The organism is Kordia zhangzhouensis (genome assembly GCF_001005305.1).
Taxonomy (GTDB): Bacteria; Bacteroidota; Bacteroidia; order Flavobacteriales; family Flavobacteriaceae; genus Kordia; species Kordia zhangzhouensis.
Genome location: NZ_LBMH01000017.1, coordinates 12,864 through 31,872 on the forward strand (window position 1 = coordinate 12,864; position 19,009 = coordinate 31,872).

A 19,009-nucleotide genomic window follows, 5' to 3' on the forward strand; every position below is an offset into this window, starting at 1 on the left:
TTTAAAGCTTACGTAATTTACTTTCTAAAAAACGTATAGAACTATTGGTTTTTATTTCAAGCCAAACTGGCAAATGATCACTAATTTGATTGCGTTTCCAATACCTGTTAAAATAGCTTTTATATTTAGCATTTGTAGTTAATGTAGTTGGATTATCTTTATGAGTTCTCATTAGTTGATGGTATTTTTCAATTTCTTCTGGTTCGTTTTTGTATACATAGTTAAATAAGTTAAAAACATCACCTATTTCCTTACCTTCATCATTTTTACCAATTTTAAAGTACTTCCCTACTCTCAAAAAAATTCGATCGTATATTTGATTGAGACTCGTATTGGTATACTTTCCTTCTAATCCATTACTTTCTTTAAAACCTTTGTCTTTCAGCAATTGCACAATATCATGATCTTCTTTATACAAGTTTGTATCGCCCAATACAATCATATTTCTATCTTCATATGATAATTTATTTATCTTTTTTTGAAGTGTTTCCATCAACAATCGAACTTCTTCTTTACGAATGGCATGATCACTTGGACCACTAGAGTTGCTATCTTCTCCAGGATGTAAATGCACACTGACAATAGAAAACTTTTTCCAACCACTTTCAAAACCTGTAAACGTAGGAGTTCTCTTTAATTGACTAATAATTGGATTGTTAGCAATCAATTCAGGTGGAATTACAATTTCACCAGATAATCCTGAATGTGTCACACGTCGCGAATCGTATATAAACCCAAAACGTTCGTCATTTCCTGCGCTTCCTTCAGTCACGTCACTCAAGGTATATTTCCAATGGCTTCCTAGTAGTCGTATTATTTTTTTAAAATGATCAATATCTCCATTGATTTCTTGAATAGCAACAATATCAAATGCATTAATTATTTCCGCAATGTAGTATAGTGATTCTGCGGTACGATCTTTAAGTTTTCCAAAATTCTTAATATTCCACGAGCATAGTAATATATTATCATCTACTTTTTTTGCTGGAATTTCAGCGGCAATTCCTTTTTGAAGACGAATAATATTCTCAATAGTACGTTTTTTATCATCGTCTGTAAGTAAACGTTGATAGTTGTTTTCTTTAGAATCGAGCATAATTAATGAAAATTGATCATTTGTCAACTCAGAATCAGGTCTTACATCATTATACCACATATCAATTACTTTTTTAACTATTTATTTTTTGTAAACTTTATAGTTGCATCACTAAAGATTTTACGTACATAAATTACAAATTATAAGTTTGTAGAGCATAATTTAATCTGTAAACAACTGAAATACACGATAAAAGAAATTATTTTATAGAGAATAAAAGTGCTTTATACCTAAAAAATAGCCGAAACACGTTTGTTTTCGGTTCATCGTTCGCGTTAAAATAAAAACCGAATGAGCCATTTATAGTCTTATCATGAAACAATAGACATATTTCCTATATTTTTCTAGTACATTTACATAAACTATTCACGTCATGCCGCCTACAATAGCACTTATTTTTATGGGTTCTTTGTTGACTTTTCGATTGTTGACAACCGTTTTTCATGAATTAGGGCATGCAATTCCAGCATTATTATTTACTAACGAAAAAGTGACTATATATTTAGGGTCTTATGGAAATCCTGAAAAAGCTGTAAAATTTCAATTAGGTCGGCTAGAATGTTTTTTTAAATTCAATCTTTTTTATTGGAAAGGCGGATTATGTGTAATGCATGAAAAAAAGATTCCATTATGGATTAATTTTGTGGTTACGATTAGCGGGCCTCTCCTCTCTTTTATCATTGCTGGATGTACTTCGTTGTTCCTTTTGTATGGAAATTTTAGTGACACTATAACGTTGGTATTGTTTGCATTGGTTTTTTCTTGTACGTTGGATTTTCTTCATAATATAATCCCTAATCAGGCTGCTATAGAATTGTATGATGGTCATGTTGTGCATAATGATGGCACACAACTGTTGCAGATTTTTAAGAATTATAAAATTGACAAATTGCTCGAAGCTGGCGAACTAGAGATGAAACAGGGAAACTACACACAAGCAGCTCAAAAATTTGAGCAGGTTTTAATGATTCGTGATGATCATGAAGTTTTTTATCGATTGATAATTCATGCGTATCTGATGATTGGAGATTTTGAAAAGGCTGAAAAGTTTCAAAAGATATATACTCAACGTTTTTCTAATAGTTTTGAGGTTGATGATTTTATTAATTTAGGCAACACTCAATTACATCATGAAGACTATGATAATGCGCTTATGACTTTTAAAAAAGCACAAGAAAAAGATTCGAAAAATAAGGAAATTCAAGCGTATACTAATAAAGTTGAACAGTTACGAAACTTAAAAGACTAGTGTTTTTACGTCATCTTTTTTAAACTAGCCATCAAAATCTTCAAAATAGACTAACATATTTTACAATATTTCACTAGCATACACGTAATTTTACAGTCTCTTAATTAAATTTGCAAAAAAAATAATCCCTTACAATTATTTATAAAAGATTACGTTATAGGTGCAATCCTAAAACTAGTTATTGCTAATATTAAATTTGAATACTACCATATGAAATCGTTTTATTTGATTATTTGTGCACTTTTACTATCTATTTCCGCACAAAGTCAGACTAAAGACAGTTTAGAAGTTGAAACTTACACTATCGATGTAAACATTCCAATTATTTCAAATGCATTGAATGCTCTTAAAACTGTGCAAGAAGCGTCTGGAAATAATGATAAAGATTGGATTACAGACCATTGGAATACAAAGGTTTTTAATCCTTATAAAAATCACACCAAAGAATATCCGCTTCAAATCAAATTTGACGATAGTACTTATGCTTCTCCTATTTTTGGGGAAAAAGTTGTGACGTCTCGTTATGGTTGGAGAAATCGAAGACCTCATAAAGGAATTGATATTGATTTAGTTACTGGTGATGAAGTAATGTCTATGTTTGATGGCGTAGTTCGCTATGTTAATTATCACTCTGGACATGGAAAAACAGTTGTAGTACGTCATTTTAATGGATTGGAAACTGTATATGCGCATTTATCTCAACAAGCGGTCAAAGTAAATGATACCGTGAGAAAAGGGCAAGTAATTGGACTTGGTGGTACTACCGGAAATGCACGTGGAAGTCATTTACATTTAGAAGTTTTGTATCAAGGTGTACAAATTCATCCTGAGTATTTATTTGATTTCTCAAACGAAGAAAACAAAATTAGAAATGATGAAATTTGGGTTACACGACGTTGGACAACTGCGTATAGACATAATTCTAAACGTAAATCAAAGGTTGAATTGTGTACTACTGAAGAAGAAGCCATTGCTAGTAGAGCCAATGAAAAGAAAATTTATACGGTTCGTAGAGGCGATACACTATCTAGAATTTCAAACAAATACAATGTATCTATAGCAAAATTATGTAAAGACAACGCTATTCGGAAAACGTCTACTTTGCGAATCGGACAAAAGTTGATTGTGAATCAATAAAAAACGAACAATATAAAAAAAGAAGGTCTTAAAGCTATATTAATTAAGACCTTCTTTTTTATTTGCAATTATCTATTCAGATTTTTTAGCGCTTTTGTGGCAGGCGTATTAGCAGGATATACTTCTAAAGATTTTTTAAACATCTTTTTTGCTTCTTCTTTTTTACCAAGTTCAACCAAACTTTCGCCATAATAATTGTAGGTTCTATTGGTATACACTCCTAATGGATACAATTGTAAGTTTAGCTGATAAAACATAATTGCTTCCTCGTATTTTCCTTGTTCTGCTAAAAATTGTCCATATTCGTTGAGTAAACGTTCAGAAATAGCATATTCAGAATCTGTATCATATTGATTTTTTATAAATTCAATCATTTCAGGTGTTGTCATTTGTGTTGCCAATGAGCTAATTGGTTTTCTGTGCAACATTAAACTACGCAACAGCCACCAATATTCAGGATCTGAAGTAGCGCTTCGTTCACTCCAACCTAAGAGCGTCAATACATCAACGGTTGTTTTATGAACTATAACAATATTTCGTTTAGGAATAACTGTAATAAATTGCCCAAAAGCCCCATGAGCAGCATACGCTCCTTCAAAATCTGGGTTGTCATAAAACCGTTCGTACAGCCACCACATGTATCCATAGGAAAGTTGTACCGGACTTGATACATCTCTATTGTATCGTTTTGAAACAGTATCTACTGGAGTTACTGGGGTTGTTATTTTTTGAATCCAATCTTCCGAAATTAATTGTGTTCCGTTCCACTTTCCTTTTTGCAGCATCAGTTGTCCAATTTTTGCCATATCACGTGTTGAAAGATGCATATGATAAGCAGCATAACGTGATTTTTTTGTGTTAGAAGATGAAAACTGATTGTCTATATGCCAATCTTGAAAGCCCAATGGTACAGCTAATTGGCTTTCTAATTCTTCATACACCGTGTTTCCTGTTTTTTGCGCAAGAATGTGTCCTGCTACATTAAAATCCCAATTATTGTATAAAAAGTAACTTCCAGGCTGCTGACTTCCTCTTTGTTGTACATTGTCCAAATCGTAACCATCATTTGCAGCTACATGAAATACTCCTGATCGAGCTGTTAATACATGATTAATTGTTGCTTGTTTTTCAATAGGAAGTAACCCATCATCTTCATCTATTCCAATAGCAGCAATAGGTTCATTTAGATTAATTGTTCCATTGGTTACATATTTTCCATACAACATTGCCAAAATACTCTTTCGCACAGATGCATTGTAGCTAATTTCAGAAACATCTCCATATTCAAAAACCACTTTACCGTTTTCCAATACTATCATACTTGTAGTATTTGATTCCTCTTTTAAAAATGATTCAAATTCTTCTAAGTGTTTTTTAGTAAATATTGATTTCTCTAATGAAGTTGCTTTCTTAAATTCAGTTCCTTCATAAGCTGCTTTTTTGTAGAGCCATGTTTGCGGACTTGTATATGACAATGCAAAGGCAAGTATTACCAAAGCTATGACGCCCATCATTACTTTTTTAATGTAAAAACGTTTATAAAATCGTTTGAGTTGTTCTTTTTTATGAAATAAAAGGTATATAATGAGTGTACTTGGAATCCAACTGAGCCAAACTGACAACCCGTAGGCTATTTTAAAACTACCTGTAATTGAAATCAACACAGGTAACATTAGTCGTAATAAAACTGCTGCAAAGCTTCCTACGTAGCTATATGACATGAATTCTTTGTGCTGAGCAACATTTCCTTTACGAATTGCTTTATATGCCAAATACGTGATAAATGTCCATATAAAAGCGCCAAATATAAATCCTATTTGAGTAAGGATTCCTCCTTGAACAAAAAAGCCTATATAGAATCCAACAGGACCACTTATAAATATAGAAACAACATAAATCTTCCCTATAACACGATGTAATTTTGGAAGTTCTAAGCGTATTTTTTCGATAAACTGTACCCAGCCAATCAGTAAAGCGATTCCTCCAAAAAATATGTGTATATAAAAACTCGTCATATACACGAAATCATTTAAAAGTTTTGAAGATTTTGTAGATAATAAGGCAATAGGTTCATCTGTAAAGAAATATTTTATTGGATGTGTTCCTACATACACACACAAACAGATGATAACGAACCATACTAATTTTTTCATTTTTACTATTTTTTTGATTTGATGATGCGCAAAAATAGAATCAAATGAATACTTCTGTAAGCAATCTGTATGTGAAGGTACAAAGCCCTATTTTTTAGGTAAAAATGGAGTGTTTAGGTATAAAAAATATCTTTTTAGGTACAAAAATCACAATGCTAATACACGTTCTTTGTAATTTTTAGACACAGGAAGTTCCATTTTTGTAAGTTCAATTGTAGAGGTATCTTTCCATGCTTTGAAATGAACAGGATTGATTAGGTGCGAACGATGAATTTGCACTAAAAATTCTAGATTAGATTGTATATTTTTTAAAGAACTGCGAATCAATTTTGAGCGTAATTCGTCATTTTCTATATAAAAAATCTCAACATAGTTTTGCGAATTGGAAATACAGATTAAAGACGATTGTCTAATTTTAAGTATGTCTAATTTATTTTCTCCTTTAATGGTAAGTAAATCACTTTTTTTAGGTAATAATTTTAAAGCGTAAATTCTGAGTAGAATTAGTATTGGCGTCAAAATTAATGCTGCAATTAAAATAATCTCTGTAAAAAATGTCCAAAAATTATAAAATCCTTCTACAAATGGACTTTTATAATAAAAATACGTTCCTAAAGTATATAAAACATAGAAAAGTAGAAGCATGAAAACTTCTAGTTTTGCATTCCATATTTTTGTTTTTTGGTAGATTCTTTTTTGAACCAATGCAAGGATTCCATAAGAAGTAAACGCAATAAAACTGAATCCTATACTTACATACACCCATTTTTCAAAATCCATTGTTCCGTGTTCAAAAGGACGAATAAAAAAGGCAAATAGAAATATCCAAACACTTATGAATACGCCTAAAAGAAAATGAAGTTTAAGAGAAGGGTTTAATTGTTTCATATGCACAAATACGATAGTTCAAAAATAGACATTCCTTTTTAAAATTTGTTACCCTTTTTTTTTAAAGTAATCAATCATAAAAAAAATCCTGAAACAAAAAGTATCAGGATTTACAATATGCTTTCGTAAAAAGTTTATTTAGTATGCTAATATAGCAAGCAATGCAGCTTCAAAATCATTTTTTGCTAAGTACTGCTGTTCCAGTCCTTGATCAAACGGAATAGGTGTTTCCATACTAGCGACACGTTTAACAGGCGCATCTAGGTATTCAAAACAATTTTCCATAATCATTGCTGAAATATCACTTGAAATACTTCCAAATAGTGAATCTTCTTGTAGTATAATCGCTTTTCCTGTTTTCTTTACTGATTCGTAAATTGCTTCAGTATCTAAAGGTTGTAAACTTCTAAGGTCAATCACATCTGCTTGGATATGAGCATGATTAGAGAGTGTTTCTAAAGCCCAATGCACTGCAGAACCAAAAGAGATGATTGTAATATCGTTTCCTTCTTTCAACAAAGAAGCTTTTCCTAAAGGCAACGTGTAATAATCTGTTGGAACATCTTGATAAATACTACGATACAGTGCTTTATGCTCAAAGAACAACACAGGATTTGGATCATTAATAGCTGTAGCTAATAAGCCTTTAGCGTCATATGGAAAAGCTGGATACACAACTTTTAGGCCTGGAGTTTTAGTAAACCAAGCTTCGTTGGTTTGTGAATGGAATGGTCCTGCTCCAACACCTGCTCCGCACGGCATTCGAACTACTACATCTGCATTCTGATTCCAACGATAATGAGATTTTGCTAATAAATTGACGATTGGATTGAATCCACTAGAAACAAAATCAGCAAATTGCATCTCCATCACAGCTTTCATGCCATTAACAGACACTCCATATGCTGCCGAAACAATAGCAGATTCGCAAATAGGTGTATTACGCACTCGTTCTTTCCCAAAATGATTAATGAACTTGTCTGTAATTTTAAAAACACCTCCATACTCTGCAATGTCCTGCCCCATGATAATCAAGTCGCTATGACGCTCCATTGATTGTTTTAATCCTTGAGAAATAGCATCTACAAAACGAATATTTTCTGTTTCGTTGGTTACTTCAAACTCCTCATATTGTGAAGGTTGAAATACGTCATTTAATTCACTACTTTTAGTAGAAGCTATTTTATCTTCATCAAATGCTTTTTGTAAATGTTCGTTGATTTCAGCAGAGATTTCAGCTTTAAAAACTTCATCAATCTGTGTTGTTAGTAGGTTTTCAAACAACAAATAATTGCGAAATGTATCAACAGGATCTTTAGCTGCCCAATGATCCATTAACTCTTGTGGCACATACTTAGTTCCGCTCGCTTCTTCATGTCCACGCATACGGAATGTTTTAAATTCTAGTAAAACAGGTCTTGGGTTTTCTCGCATGCTTTCTGCTAGTTCAGATACTTTTGTGTAAACTTCCAGAATATTATTTCCATCAATTATATGCGATTCCATACCATAGCCTTTCCCTCTATCGGCTAAATTTTCACAATTATATTGCTCTTGAGTAGGCGTTGATAGTCCATAACCGTTATTCTCAATACAAAAAAGTACAGGTAAACTCCACACGGAAGCCACATTTAAAGCCTCGTGAAAATCGCCTTCACTTGTTCCTCCTTCTCCAGTAAATACAGCACACACTTGTTTGTTATTCTTCAATGTATTTGCCAAAGCAATTCCACTAGCTACTCCAAGTTGAGGGCCGAGATGAGAAATCATTCCCACAATTTTATACTCTTGAGTTCCAAAGTGAAAACTACGATCACGCCCTTTTGTAAATCCACTGGCTTTTCCTTGCCACTGCGAAAAAAGACGATATAATGGAATTTCTCGTGTAGTGAATACTCCTAAATTTCGGTGCATTGGTAAAATATATTCTTCTGAAGTAAGTGCTGATGTTACACCAACAGCAATGGCTTCTTGTCCAATTCCGCCAAACCATTTAGAAATTTTTCCTTGACGAAGAAGAATAAGCATTTTTTCTTCTATCATCCTTGGTTTCAGCATTTTCTTGTATAAAGAGATCAACGTTTCGTTGCTCAGTTTTCCTTTATTATATAACATTTGGTGTTAGGTCGTTGCAAGCCGTTAAAGCCGCATAATTATAAATTCAAAATTCAAGAAAAAAAATGGTTCGTCAAAACACAAAAGGATAATTTTTAAAATTGTTAATAACTCTCTTTTTTCAACCGTATATTTTTAGCTACATTTGTAAAAATAAGCCTTTAAGGCTTATAAAGTTATTAACAATTGATTTTATAAAGCGCTATTTTGTACTTTAATCAAAATCATGCGTTTTTCTAAAAATTAAACTTGAATTACATGAAAAATATACCTAGCGTAAATCTTGCCGATTTCTTATCTGATGATCCAAAGAGAAAGCAAAAATTTATTGATGAAATTGGAAAAGCCTACGAAGATATTGGCTTTGTCGCTTTAAAAGGACACTTTTTAAGCAATGAACTAGTTGACAAACTTTATGAAGAAATCAAAAAATTCTTTAGTCTTCCTTTGGAAACCAAAAGCAAGTATGAAATAGAGGGAATTGGTGGACAACGTGGTTATGTTTCTTTCGGAAAAGAAAGTGCTAAAGGTCGTAAAGTTGGAGACCTTAAAGAGTTTTGGCATTTTGGACAATATGTAGAAGGAGATGATAAACTAAAAGCTGAATATCCTGCAAATGTAGAAGTAGAAGAATTACCAGAATTTAATAACGTAGGGAAAGAAACCTATAAAATGCTTGAAAAAACAGGCGTATATGTTTTAAGAGCGTTGGCTTTACACTTAGGGTTAGACGAATTTTATTTTGACAACTATATTAAGAACGGAAATAGCATTTTACGTCCTATCCACTATCCACCAATTACAAGTGAACCAAAAGATGCTGTTCGTGCGGCAGCACATGGCGACATCAACTTAATTACGTTGCTAATGGGAGCGCATGGAAAAGGATTGCAAGTGCAACGTCATGACGGAGAATGGTTGGATGCTATTGCAGAACCAGATGAATTAGTAATTAATGTAGGCGATATGCTATCTCGTCATAGTAATAATAAGCTAAAATCTACAATTCATAGAGTTGTAAACCCTCCAAGAGAACTTTGGGGAACTTCACGCTACTCTATTCCTTTCTTTATGCATCCTATAAGTGAAATGCCATTAGATTGTTTGGAGAATTGTATAGACGGTGAAAATCCAAAAAAATATGAAGATATTACTGCTGGAGAGTTTTTAAATCAACGTTTAATTGAATTAGGCTTGATTAAAAAATAATCTTTACAAATTATTATCTTATTTATAGATAACACTGAATGTAAAAACGTTCAGTGTTATTTTTTTATAGAAACAATACTTCCTGCTGCGCTACTCTTCATGAAATTAAGTATCTTTAAAGTCCGAAAAAAATAATCATACAAAAAGATACGTGTCGTATGGCAAAGAAAAAGCTCAACAGTCTGGAAGATCTTGGAGGATTTGTGTTTTCTACCAATGATGATTTTGAACTGCATACTGAAACTGTTGAAGAAACTCTCGCTCCTAATGAACAACAATTAGAAGCTCATTTTAGCAATAAAGGTCGAGGCGGAAAAATAGTTACCGTTGTAAAAGGATTTGTAGGAAATGAAGACGATTTGAAAGCGTTGGCAAAACTACTTAAAGTAAAATGTGGTGTTGGCGGAAGTGTTAAAGACAATGAAATCATCATTCAAGGGAATTACAGAGATAAAATTATACAAATTCTGCAAAAAGAAGGATATCAAGTAAAACGTGTTGGTGGATAAATGCTTCATCAAACCCTACATATAGTAAATGGAGATAGTTTAACACCTAGACTTAAAGACATTGGAATCACTGATGATCAATTAGTTTGGCGAGAAATGTTATGTGAAGGCAAAACAGTGTACGATTTGCGTTCTGACGCGTTTAAAGAAGTTCGCATTGCGTATTTAAAGCCCTATATTGATACAGAAATCACGTATGACGAGTCGTTTTTAATTCCTTTGCTTACTACCAATTTTGCAAAGTATAGTTCAATTATGTTATGGTTTGAGTATGACCTATTCTGCCACATTAACATGATTGCAGCATTAAGTTATTTAAAAAGTTTAAAAATACCAGGAAAAATCTATTTGGTGTGTAGCGGTTGGGTTGAAAATGATACGCAACTTAAAGGATTGGGTGAATTATCTAACGAGCAACTTCGTCAACATTACAAAGAAAAAATCGTACTCACCCAAGAAGATATCGCACTAGCAGATACTCTCTGGAAATTGTATTGTTCTGATAATCATTCCTCTTTTAAAGAATACATTACAATTCCATCTTCTTTTTCATATATGAGCAACTGTCTCAATGCGCATTTAAAACGATTTCCCAATGTAAATAGTGGACTTAATGTATTAGAAACTCACATTTTAAAAATTATTGACAGTAATGAAATTAAAAGTGAACGACAATTAATTGGGTATGTCCTGCAATATCAAGGGTTTTATGGCTTTGGAGATTTACAAATACAAAATATAATTCATAGATTAGCACCCTTTTTTGAAACAAAAAATGGAATTATCGTTTTAAACAGAAACGGACTATTGGCTAAGGACCAATTAAAAAACTTTTATGACTTACTGGCAGATAACACCTTTTATGGAAATTGTAAAAAATACGACTATTGTTATCATTCAGTACCACAAATAATTACAAAACATGAGTAGAATAGCAGAATCTGAACTAATTATAAATCCTGATGGAAGTATTTATCATTTAAACTTACGTCCAGAAGATATAGCTCAAACAGTTATTACCGTAGGAGATCCTGATAGAGTAAGCGCTGTCAGCAACTATTTTGATACAATTGAGTATAAAAAAGCAAAACGAGAATTTGTAACACATACAGGAACTCTAAATGGGAAGCGTATTTCTGTACTTTCTACAGGAATAGGAACTGATAATATTGATATTGTTTTTAATGAACTTGACGCTTTGGTTAATGTTGATTTTAAATCTCGTGAAGTAAAAGACACTCTTACCCAATTAGACATTATTCGTATTGGTACTTCTGGCTCTATACAAAAAGACATTCCTCTTGATAGTTTTTTGATTAGTGAATATGCAATTGGTTTTGACAGCTTACTTCATTTTTATGATAGTGAACATGTATTGCTTACTGATATTTCTGAAACGTTCAAACAGCAAACCAATTGGTCTTCTAAAAAATCTGATCCATATGTGGTTCAAGGAAGTTCTCAACTAATTGAAAAAATACGTTCCGAAAAAACAGTTACTGGTTTTACAGCTACCAATGTTGGGTTTTACGGCCCACAAAGCCGTAAAGTGCGTCTACAAGTCCAAGATCCTCTTTTAAATGATAAACTGGCTAATTTTGACTATCAAGGAAAAAGAATAACCAATCTTGAAATGGAAACGGCTGGTATATATGGATTGTCTAACTTATTAGGACATCGCGCTATTTCAATGAATGCCATTATAGCCAACAGACCTCTTGGCGAGTTTAGTCAACAACCAAAACAAACAGTAGATCAGTTGATACAGTATACATTAGAAAAAATTGCATAATACATCCCGAATGAAAAAGATAAAAATTGGTGGTGTTCCTGAACACTTTAACCTTGCATGGTACTTAACACTCAAAGAACGAGCATACGAACAAAAAGGTATCAGTTTGCGTTGGAAAGACTATCCAGGAGGAACAGGCGCTATGTGTAAAGCACTCCGAAGTGAAAAAATTGACATTGCCGTAATTCTTACTGAAGGAATCATTAAAGATATAATAGATGGAAACCCTTCTAAAATTGTACAAACGTATGTGCAATCGCCTTTAATTTGGGGAATCCACGTCGCTGTTGATTCAAAATACAATACTATAGACGATTTACAAGGTACCAAAGCTGCTATTAGCCGATATGGTTCAGGTTCTCATCTGATGGCGTATATCAATGCTGAAAATAACCAATGGAACACTGAAAATTTAGAATTTGAAGTAATCAACAATCTTGAAGGAGCTATTAACGGACTCAATAAAGGCAAAGGAGATTATTTTATGTGGGAGCATTTTACCACAAAACCATTGGTAGATCAAGGAATTTTTCGTCGTGTTGGTGATTGTCCTACCCCATGGCCATGTTTTGTAATAGCTGTGCGCAATGAATTGTTAGAAAATGATGAAGAAACCGTTAAAACGATATTAGAAATTATCAATGAAATGACTGTACAATTCAAAGAAATTCCAGATATCGATAAAGAAATAGCTTCCCGTTACGATCAACAGTTAATCGATGTTCAAAAATGGTTGTCACTCACCGAATGGAGTCAAGAACTTATTGATGAGGAAACCATTACCAAAGTACAAAACAAGCTACTCGACTTAGATATTATACCCGAAAAATGGGATTATAAAGACCTTACTCACAAAGTTTTATAACACAAAAAGCGAACATAAGAGTTCGCTTTTTTTTACGTTTTTTTTTACTATACACTACTGCTTATTGCCATGCACACCCGTAAAAACACTTGTTTGTATAAGGGATTTTTCCCCTTTTTAAAACAGGGTTTTATGTCGACGAACGGTATAAATCACCCTGTGAATCGACGATAAAACACGATTTTATGTAATTTAACGAAAATTTAAACAGGTAAACGAGAAAATGTGTCGGTTAATGGTCGTGATGGTACATTTGTATCAGAAAGTAAAAAGGGCAAAATATTACTTTCACGCTTAAACCAATTATTTATCAGATTATTAACATTACAACAAAACTATCATGAAAAAATCAATTTTACTTATCGCAGCAGCAGGTTTACTATTAGCATCTTGTGGATCTAATTGTATGGGAAAAGGAGTTAACTTTGCAGATGCAGATGACGCTAAAGAAAACTACATTATGACAGCAAACGCTGAAGAAGCTTCATGTGTAGAAGTATACTAAGAAAAAACTATCCAATTATATATAAAGGGTTGTAACTTCATGTTGCAACCCTTTTTTTATTGCGTTCTTTTGCTACCTATTACCATCTAATTGCTTCTATTCGCTTGCTAACTAAATAATCATTACATCGACTAAAATGCTTATTATCAAACCAATATCCTCTATTTGCGCTTAAGGGAGAAGGATGCCCAGAAGTCAATACGCAATGTTTGCTTTTATGTACCTTCGCTCCTTTTTTCTTAGCAAATCCTCCCCAAAGTAAAAAAACTATATTCTCTTTTTTTTCAGAAATCACTCGGATTACTTCATCTGTGAAAGTTTCCCAACCTTTTCCTTGGTGACTTCCTGCTTGATGGGCTCGAACGGTTAATGTAGCATTCAGTAATAAAACACCTTGCTTTGCCCAACGTTCTAAATTGCCACTTTCTGGAGGTAATACGCCTATATCTCGATGAATTTCCTTAAAAATATTAACCAATGAAGGCGGATGTTGCACGCCATCATTCACGGAAAAACACAATCCATTCGCCTGTCCTATTCCATGATACGGATCTTGCCCAATAATGACTACTTTTAAGCGATGAAATGGACAATGATCAAACGCGGCAAAAATATCTTTCCCTTTCGGAAAACATGTGTGTTGCGTATATTCAGACTTAACAAAAGACGTTAACTCTTTAAAATAAGGTTTTTCAAATTCATCTTGTAAATGATATTTCCAGCTTTCTTCAATCTTTACGTTCATTCCAATAACTATTCTTAGCATATATAAAGGATTTTCTCTTTCAAACAAGCATAATGAATTCATTAAAAGTTCTTACAAACTTAACATTCAATAATCTTGCCCTTGCTCAAAGATACTATCTTTATGTATAAAAATGGAGGAATTTAAAAACGAATCAAAACACTTCATCTATAAAAAAAAATCACCAAAAAAAACAAATACTGTAACAATTCAACTAAAAAAGAATCATTACTACAATTAAAAGTACTTGAAAATGAAAAAACTCTCTTTGATTAATCTACTATTATTGATTGGTATTATCCTGTATCTTTTGTCAGATATGTACAAAAAGGAACACACACATTTTGAAAAACTAACTGCCGAGCGTATTGATATTGTAGGAGAAGATGGCAATAAGTTTATTGTTTTAAGTAACCCAAAGCAGCAAGCATTAGCTACTACGAACGGGAAAGTAATAAACCCTGAAAAAACAGAACGCAACACACCAGGTCTCCTCTTTTTTAATAGTGAAGGAGATGAAGTTGGCGGATTGGTCTTTGATAAAGAAAACGAAAGCACCTATCAAATGTTAACCTTTGATCAAAACAAAAACGATCAAATTATGGTTCTTCGAAAGGATGAATATGAAGAAAATGGCCAATGGTATCGAAAATATGGTTTAGAAATTAGTGAACGATCAGAAAAACCATATATAGAAATTATTAAAGAATATAATGCAATTAATAAAATAGAAAACGCTGAAGAAAGAGAAGCTGCCTTTGACAAATTTTGGAGTAATCCAGAAAATTTAGCTCCAAAACGTTTGTTTCTTGGCAGATTGGAAAGTATGGATACTGGACTATTTCTCTTAGACAAAAATAATCGATTAAAACTATCGATATACGTGGATGCCAATGGTACTCCAGTAATACAATATGTAGATAGTCTTGGAAACAAAAAGAATTTACTCAAATAATATCAATATAATCTTATATTTAAACAATATAAGATCAATTATCGCCTTCAATATGATAAAAAACATTGCATTCATATCTTTCCTCTTTTTCTGGTCTGTATTGACATATGGACAACATATTGCACGAGTTGAGAATGTTAAAATTTCATCAAAAGTATTAGCTCAAGAAAGAGAAATCTTAGTATATACACCCATAGATTATGATTGGAGAAAGAATGAATATTTTAATGTTATTTATGTATTTGATAGCCATAGTCGAGAGTTTTTTGACTACACAAGTTCCATTATTTCGTTTATAACCAATAATACAAAATCATATATAGTTGTTGGAATAACGTCTCCTTATAATGAAAAACTCGATTATGCAAGAAACAATGATTTATTGCCAACATTAACTAGTAAAGAATCAATTGCGAGGTACGGAAAATATGCTGGAAACGCAGAAAATTTTTATACGTATGTCAAAACAGAAGTGATTCCTTATATAAATTCACATTACAGGACGCTTCCTAATAGTATAGCAATTGGACACTCTTTAAGTGCTTCCTTTATATTGGACTCCTTTACAAAAGACTCTCATTTGTTTCAAAATTATATTGCTATTTCTCCAAATTTGGCATACGAACAACAACAACTTGCCAACAAGCTTATACACTTTGATTATTCAAAAGTAGATCGGTTAACATATCTCTATATTAGTAATGCCAATGAAGGAGTCAATTATTGGAAAGAATGGAAATCTGCTAGAGAGAAAACCTATTCTTTTTATAAAGAACCCTTAAAAAATGACCTTCTCAAAATTCAACTCAACGAATTTCCTGAAAACAATCACTGGAATACATTTCCTGTAAGTTTATACAAAGCACTGGATTATTATTTTAAAACAATTTTTGATACACAAAACAAATACGTAAGTGATAAAGAATATCATGTAACCATTAAAGTAAAAACACTACATAAAGACGATACAATTTACATTGTTGGAAATCAAGAAAGTTTAGGAAATTGGAATCCGCAGAAAGTAAAAATGGAAAAAGTTTCTGATTATGAAAGGGAATTAAGTCTGACACTTAAAAGTCCAGCTCAATTCAAGTTTACCAAAGGAAATTGGAAATCTGAGGCAGAAGTTAATGGAACTTATGGAAACATTACAATTAAACCTGAAGAACAATCACTCTTTGAATTTGAAATACAAAACTTTTTTGACCAGTAATTGTAGCCAATCTTAATCAATTTTAACATCAATACGATTAGCATATCTCTTTGCCTGCAACTTTTGCGTCCTTTCCTTCAAAACAAAGAGAAACACTTGTTCATAATATGTATGGCTATTTCTAAATCAATACAGAAATAAGTACCTTTGCCATCGGCTAAAAAATACGGCAGGTATTGCAAATTCAGTTTAGCCCCTATTTACAATGATTAAAATACATTCCAAAACATTAGATGACTTAGAGTTTGAAACGGTTTTACAACAAGTTTCAGAGCATGCTATAACGGCTTTTGGCAAGCAAAAAACAAAGAGTACAACTCCTTTTTCTGACAAAGAAATACTGTTGACTCACTTGTCATATGTCAATGAATATGTAGCCTCTTTTGAAAATGAAAACGTAATTCCCAATCATGGATTTGAAGGAATATCATTGGAAATTAAACTACTGGCAATAGAAAACAGTTTCTTGGAAATTGAAGGGTTTCGCAAAATTGCTGCAATCTCAAATACGGTTAATCTCTTGCTTAAGTTTCTAAAAAAATTCCAAGAGTACTATCCTACCTTGGCTTCTAGAGCTGCACAAATTGAGTTTACAAAAGTACTTATTACCGAGATTGATAATGTAATCAATCGTTTTGGAGAAGTTAAAGATGCAGCTTCTCCCGAGTTGGCACGTATTCGTCGAAGTATTCTAAGTATTCGAGGAAAAATCAATCAAAGTTTTTCTGCTGCTCTAAGCAGATACAGTCAAGCCGAATATCTGGATGAAATCAGAGAAACAGTTGTTGACAATCGTCGCGTTTTAGCCGTAAAAGCCATGCACCGCCGCAAAGTAAAAGGGGCTATCATGGGCAGTTCTAAAACAGGAAGTATTGTATACATTGAACCTGAAACAACACTGCACTACTCTCGTGAGTTATCCAACTTGGAATATGAAGAAAGAGAAGAAATTACTCGTATTTTAAAAGAGCTTACCAATTTTACTCGTCCATTTGCTCCGCTTTTGGAAGACTATCAAGACTTTTTGAGCGATTTGGATGTAAGTCATGCCAAAGCCAAATATGCAGCGTCGATGAATGCTATTCTTCCCGAAATTACTGAAAAACGTGTGCTGTTTTTAAAAGATGCGTATCACCCACTACTCTATTTGACCAACAAAGAACGTCACGAACAAACGTATCCGCAAACCATTGAACTCACTCAAGACAATCGAATTATCGTGATTTCTGGACCAAATGCAGGAGGAAAAAGTATTACTCTCAAAACGATAGGATTATTACAACTCATGTTGCAAAGTGGTATGTTGGTTCCTGTGCATGAACGCAGTAAAATGTGCTTATTTGAACGAATTTTAACAGATATCGGAGATGGGCAATCCATCGAAAATCATTTAAGTACTTATAGTTACCGCTTAAAACAGATGAACTATTTCTTAAAAAAGTGTAATGACAAAACATTATTCTTGATTGATGAATTTGGTACAGGAAGTGATCCTGAATTAGGTGGTGCATTGGCAGAAACTTTCTTAGAAGTATTTTACGAACGAGAAGCCTTTGGTATTATTACAACACACTATTCCAACCTAAAAGTATTGGCAAATGAATTACCGCATGCTACCAATGCCAATATGATGTTTGATAGTAAAACATTACAGCCAGTATACAAACTTGCATTGGGACAAGCAGGAAGTTCCTTTACCTTTGAAGTTGCTCAAAAAAATGGAATTCCATATAGCTTAATCAATAAAGCAAAAAAGAAGATTGAACGCGGAAAAGTTCGATTTGATGCCACCATTGCCAAGCTACAAAAAGAACGCAGTGTGATGGAAAAAACTTCGCAACAACTAAAAGAAGAAGAGCTCAAGGCTCGCGAAGAAAATGAACGATTGGACAAATTAAATTCCAAGATGAAATCTAAACTGGAAAGTTACCAGCAGTTGTACGACCACGACAAACGCATGATTCAACTTGGAAACAAAATTAATGATATTTCAGAGCGGTATTTTGAAAACAAAAAGAAACGCCCACTAATTTCCGAGTTTTTGCGCATTGTTGAAACAGAAAATTCAAAACGCAAAAAGCAAACAGCCAAAGAAAAGAAAGCGGAAAAAGAAAAACAACAAGCCGCCAAAAAAGAAGTTATTCAAAAAGTAGCGATTATTCGAGAAGAAAAGAAAGTGGCTAAGAAAAAAGCGGAAAAGAAAGAAGCCGAAAAACCAAAGCCAATCTTAAAAGTTGGCGATCGCGTTCGTATGCCCGATGGTAAAGCGATAGGCACTATAGATAGTTTGGAAAAGGGAAAAGCCGTGGTAAACTACGGATTATTTACAACTACGATTTCCGTAGATCAATTGGAATTGGTACAAGCAGCAAAATAAATAGCTATCGTTATATGTATCAATCTGTTGATATCAAAAAATAATCATAATAATCAAACCCGAAATAGGTGTATCATGTTAGGAAAAAACCATTTTATTCGGTTCTAAACTCATATGTACCCCTCAATACACTCATTACAGTCGGTTATTAACCATCTATAATCGGTTCTGCAATGGGTAGTACCCCCTCAAAGAACCCCT

The 19,009-nt window shown here is 33.0% G+C and carries 16 protein-coding genes; 11 read left to right on the forward strand and 5 right to left on the reverse strand.

From position 1 onward, the window contains the following. Position 1: 1 nt before the first annotated feature. Entirely contained in the window at positions 2-1,156 is a 1,155-nt protein-coding gene (locus AA088_RS16675; RefSeq protein WP_046746181.1) for an endonuclease/exonuclease/phosphatase family protein, read from the reverse strand. Positions 1,157-1,469: 313 nt separating this feature from the next. On the opposite strand from AA088_RS16675, the gene AA088_RS16680 reads away from it, so the two are divergent. Together AA088_RS16680 and AA088_RS16685 are read left to right on the forward strand one after the other, a co-directional pair. Further along, positions 1,470-2,345, forward strand: coding sequence for a M50 family metallopeptidase (locus tag AA088_RS16680; RefSeq protein WP_046746182.1), 876 nt, complete (start codon positions 1,470-1,472; stop codon positions 2,343-2,345). A 210-nt stretch (positions 2,346-2,555) separates the two neighbouring features. Then, positions 2,556-3,482 (forward strand): M23 family metallopeptidase, encoded by a 927-nt coding sequence (locus AA088_RS16685; protein WP_046746183.1) that lies wholly within the window; start codon positions 2,556-2,558, stop codon positions 3,480-3,482. A gap of 68 nt (positions 3,483-3,550) precedes the next feature. On the opposite strand, the gene AA088_RS17830 is transcribed toward AA088_RS16685, so the two are convergent. From AA088_RS17830 to AA088_RS16700, 3 genes are all read right to left on the reverse strand, one after another. After that, a complete protein-coding gene (locus tag AA088_RS17830) occupies positions 3,551-5,635 on the reverse strand; it encodes a DUF2306 domain-containing protein (protein WP_052752942.1) in 2,085 nt (694 codons plus the stop codon). A gap of 147 nt (positions 5,636-5,782) precedes the next feature. Next, positions 5,783-6,523 carry a LytTR family DNA-binding domain-containing protein gene (locus AA088_RS16695; RefSeq protein WP_046746184.1) on the reverse strand — a complete coding sequence of 247 codons (741 nt, stop codon included), beginning with the start codon at positions 6,521-6,523 and terminating at the stop codon, positions 5,783-5,785. A gap of 138 nt (positions 6,524-6,661) precedes the next feature. Beyond that, a complete protein-coding gene (locus AA088_RS16700; RefSeq protein ID WP_046746185.1) occupies positions 6,662-8,638 on the reverse strand; it encodes an alpha-ketoacid dehydrogenase subunit alpha/beta in 1,977 nt (658 codons plus the stop codon). A 258-nt stretch (positions 8,639-8,896) separates the two neighbouring features. Between AA088_RS16700 and AA088_RS16705 the strand changes: the two genes are divergently transcribed. The 6 genes from AA088_RS16705 (at position 8,897) to AA088_RS18495 (ending at position 13,518) form a co-directional block, all read left to right on the forward strand. Beyond that, on the forward strand, positions 8,897-9,847 hold the full coding sequence (locus AA088_RS16705; RefSeq protein ID WP_046746186.1) for an isopenicillin N synthase family dioxygenase: 951 nt from the start codon (positions 8,897-8,899) through the stop codon (positions 9,845-9,847). A gap of 158 nt (positions 9,848-10,005) precedes the next feature. After that, positions 10,006-10,356 (forward strand): translation initiation factor, encoded by a 351-nt coding sequence (locus AA088_RS16710; protein ID WP_046746187.1) that lies wholly within the window; start codon positions 10,006-10,008, stop codon positions 10,354-10,356. After that, the gene (locus tag AA088_RS16715; protein WP_046746188.1) at positions 10,357-11,286 is read left to right on the forward strand and encodes a hypothetical protein; all 930 of its coding nucleotides are present in this window, start codon (positions 10,357-10,359) and stop codon (positions 11,284-11,286) included. Beyond that, on the forward strand, positions 11,279-12,148 hold the full coding sequence (locus AA088_RS16720) for a nucleoside phosphorylase (protein ID WP_046746189.1): 870 nt from the start codon (positions 11,279-11,281) through the stop codon (positions 12,146-12,148). Before AA088_RS16715 ends, AA088_RS16720 begins: the two co-directional genes overlap by 8 nt. A gap of 10 nt (positions 12,149-12,158) precedes the next feature. Next, complete coding sequence (locus tag AA088_RS16725) at positions 12,159-13,013, forward strand: substrate-binding domain-containing protein (protein ID WP_046746190.1); 855 nt, start codon at positions 12,159-12,161, stop codon at positions 13,011-13,013. A gap of 340 nt (positions 13,014-13,353) precedes the next feature. After that, positions 13,354-13,518, forward strand: coding sequence for a hypothetical protein (locus AA088_RS18495; protein WP_157547317.1), 165 nt, complete (start codon positions 13,354-13,356; stop codon positions 13,516-13,518). A 79-nt stretch (positions 13,519-13,597) separates the two neighbouring features. On the opposite strand, the gene AA088_RS16730 is transcribed toward AA088_RS18495, so the two are convergent. After that, on the reverse strand, positions 13,598-14,263 hold the full coding sequence (locus AA088_RS16730; RefSeq protein WP_046746216.1) for a uracil-DNA glycosylase: 666 nt from the start codon (positions 14,261-14,263) through the stop codon (positions 13,598-13,600). Positions 14,264-14,516: 253 nt separating this feature from the next. Between AA088_RS16730 and AA088_RS16735 the strand changes: the two genes are divergently transcribed. The 3 genes from AA088_RS16735 to AA088_RS16745 all read left to right on the forward strand — a co-directional run bounded on the left by AA088_RS16735 (position 14,517) and on the right by AA088_RS16745 (position 18,808). After that, entirely contained in the window at positions 14,517-15,218 is a 702-nt protein-coding gene (locus AA088_RS16735) for a hypothetical protein (protein WP_157547319.1), read from the forward strand. A gap of 52 nt (positions 15,219-15,270) precedes the next feature. Then, a complete protein-coding gene (locus tag AA088_RS16740) occupies positions 15,271-16,431 on the forward strand; it encodes an alpha/beta hydrolase-fold protein (protein WP_046746192.1) in 1,161 nt (386 codons plus the stop codon). A gap of 205 nt (positions 16,432-16,636) precedes the next feature. Further along, complete coding sequence (locus tag AA088_RS16745) at positions 16,637-18,808, forward strand: endonuclease MutS2 (protein WP_046746193.1); 2,172 nt, start codon at positions 16,637-16,639, stop codon at positions 18,806-18,808. Positions 18,809-19,009: the final 201 nt, after the last annotated feature.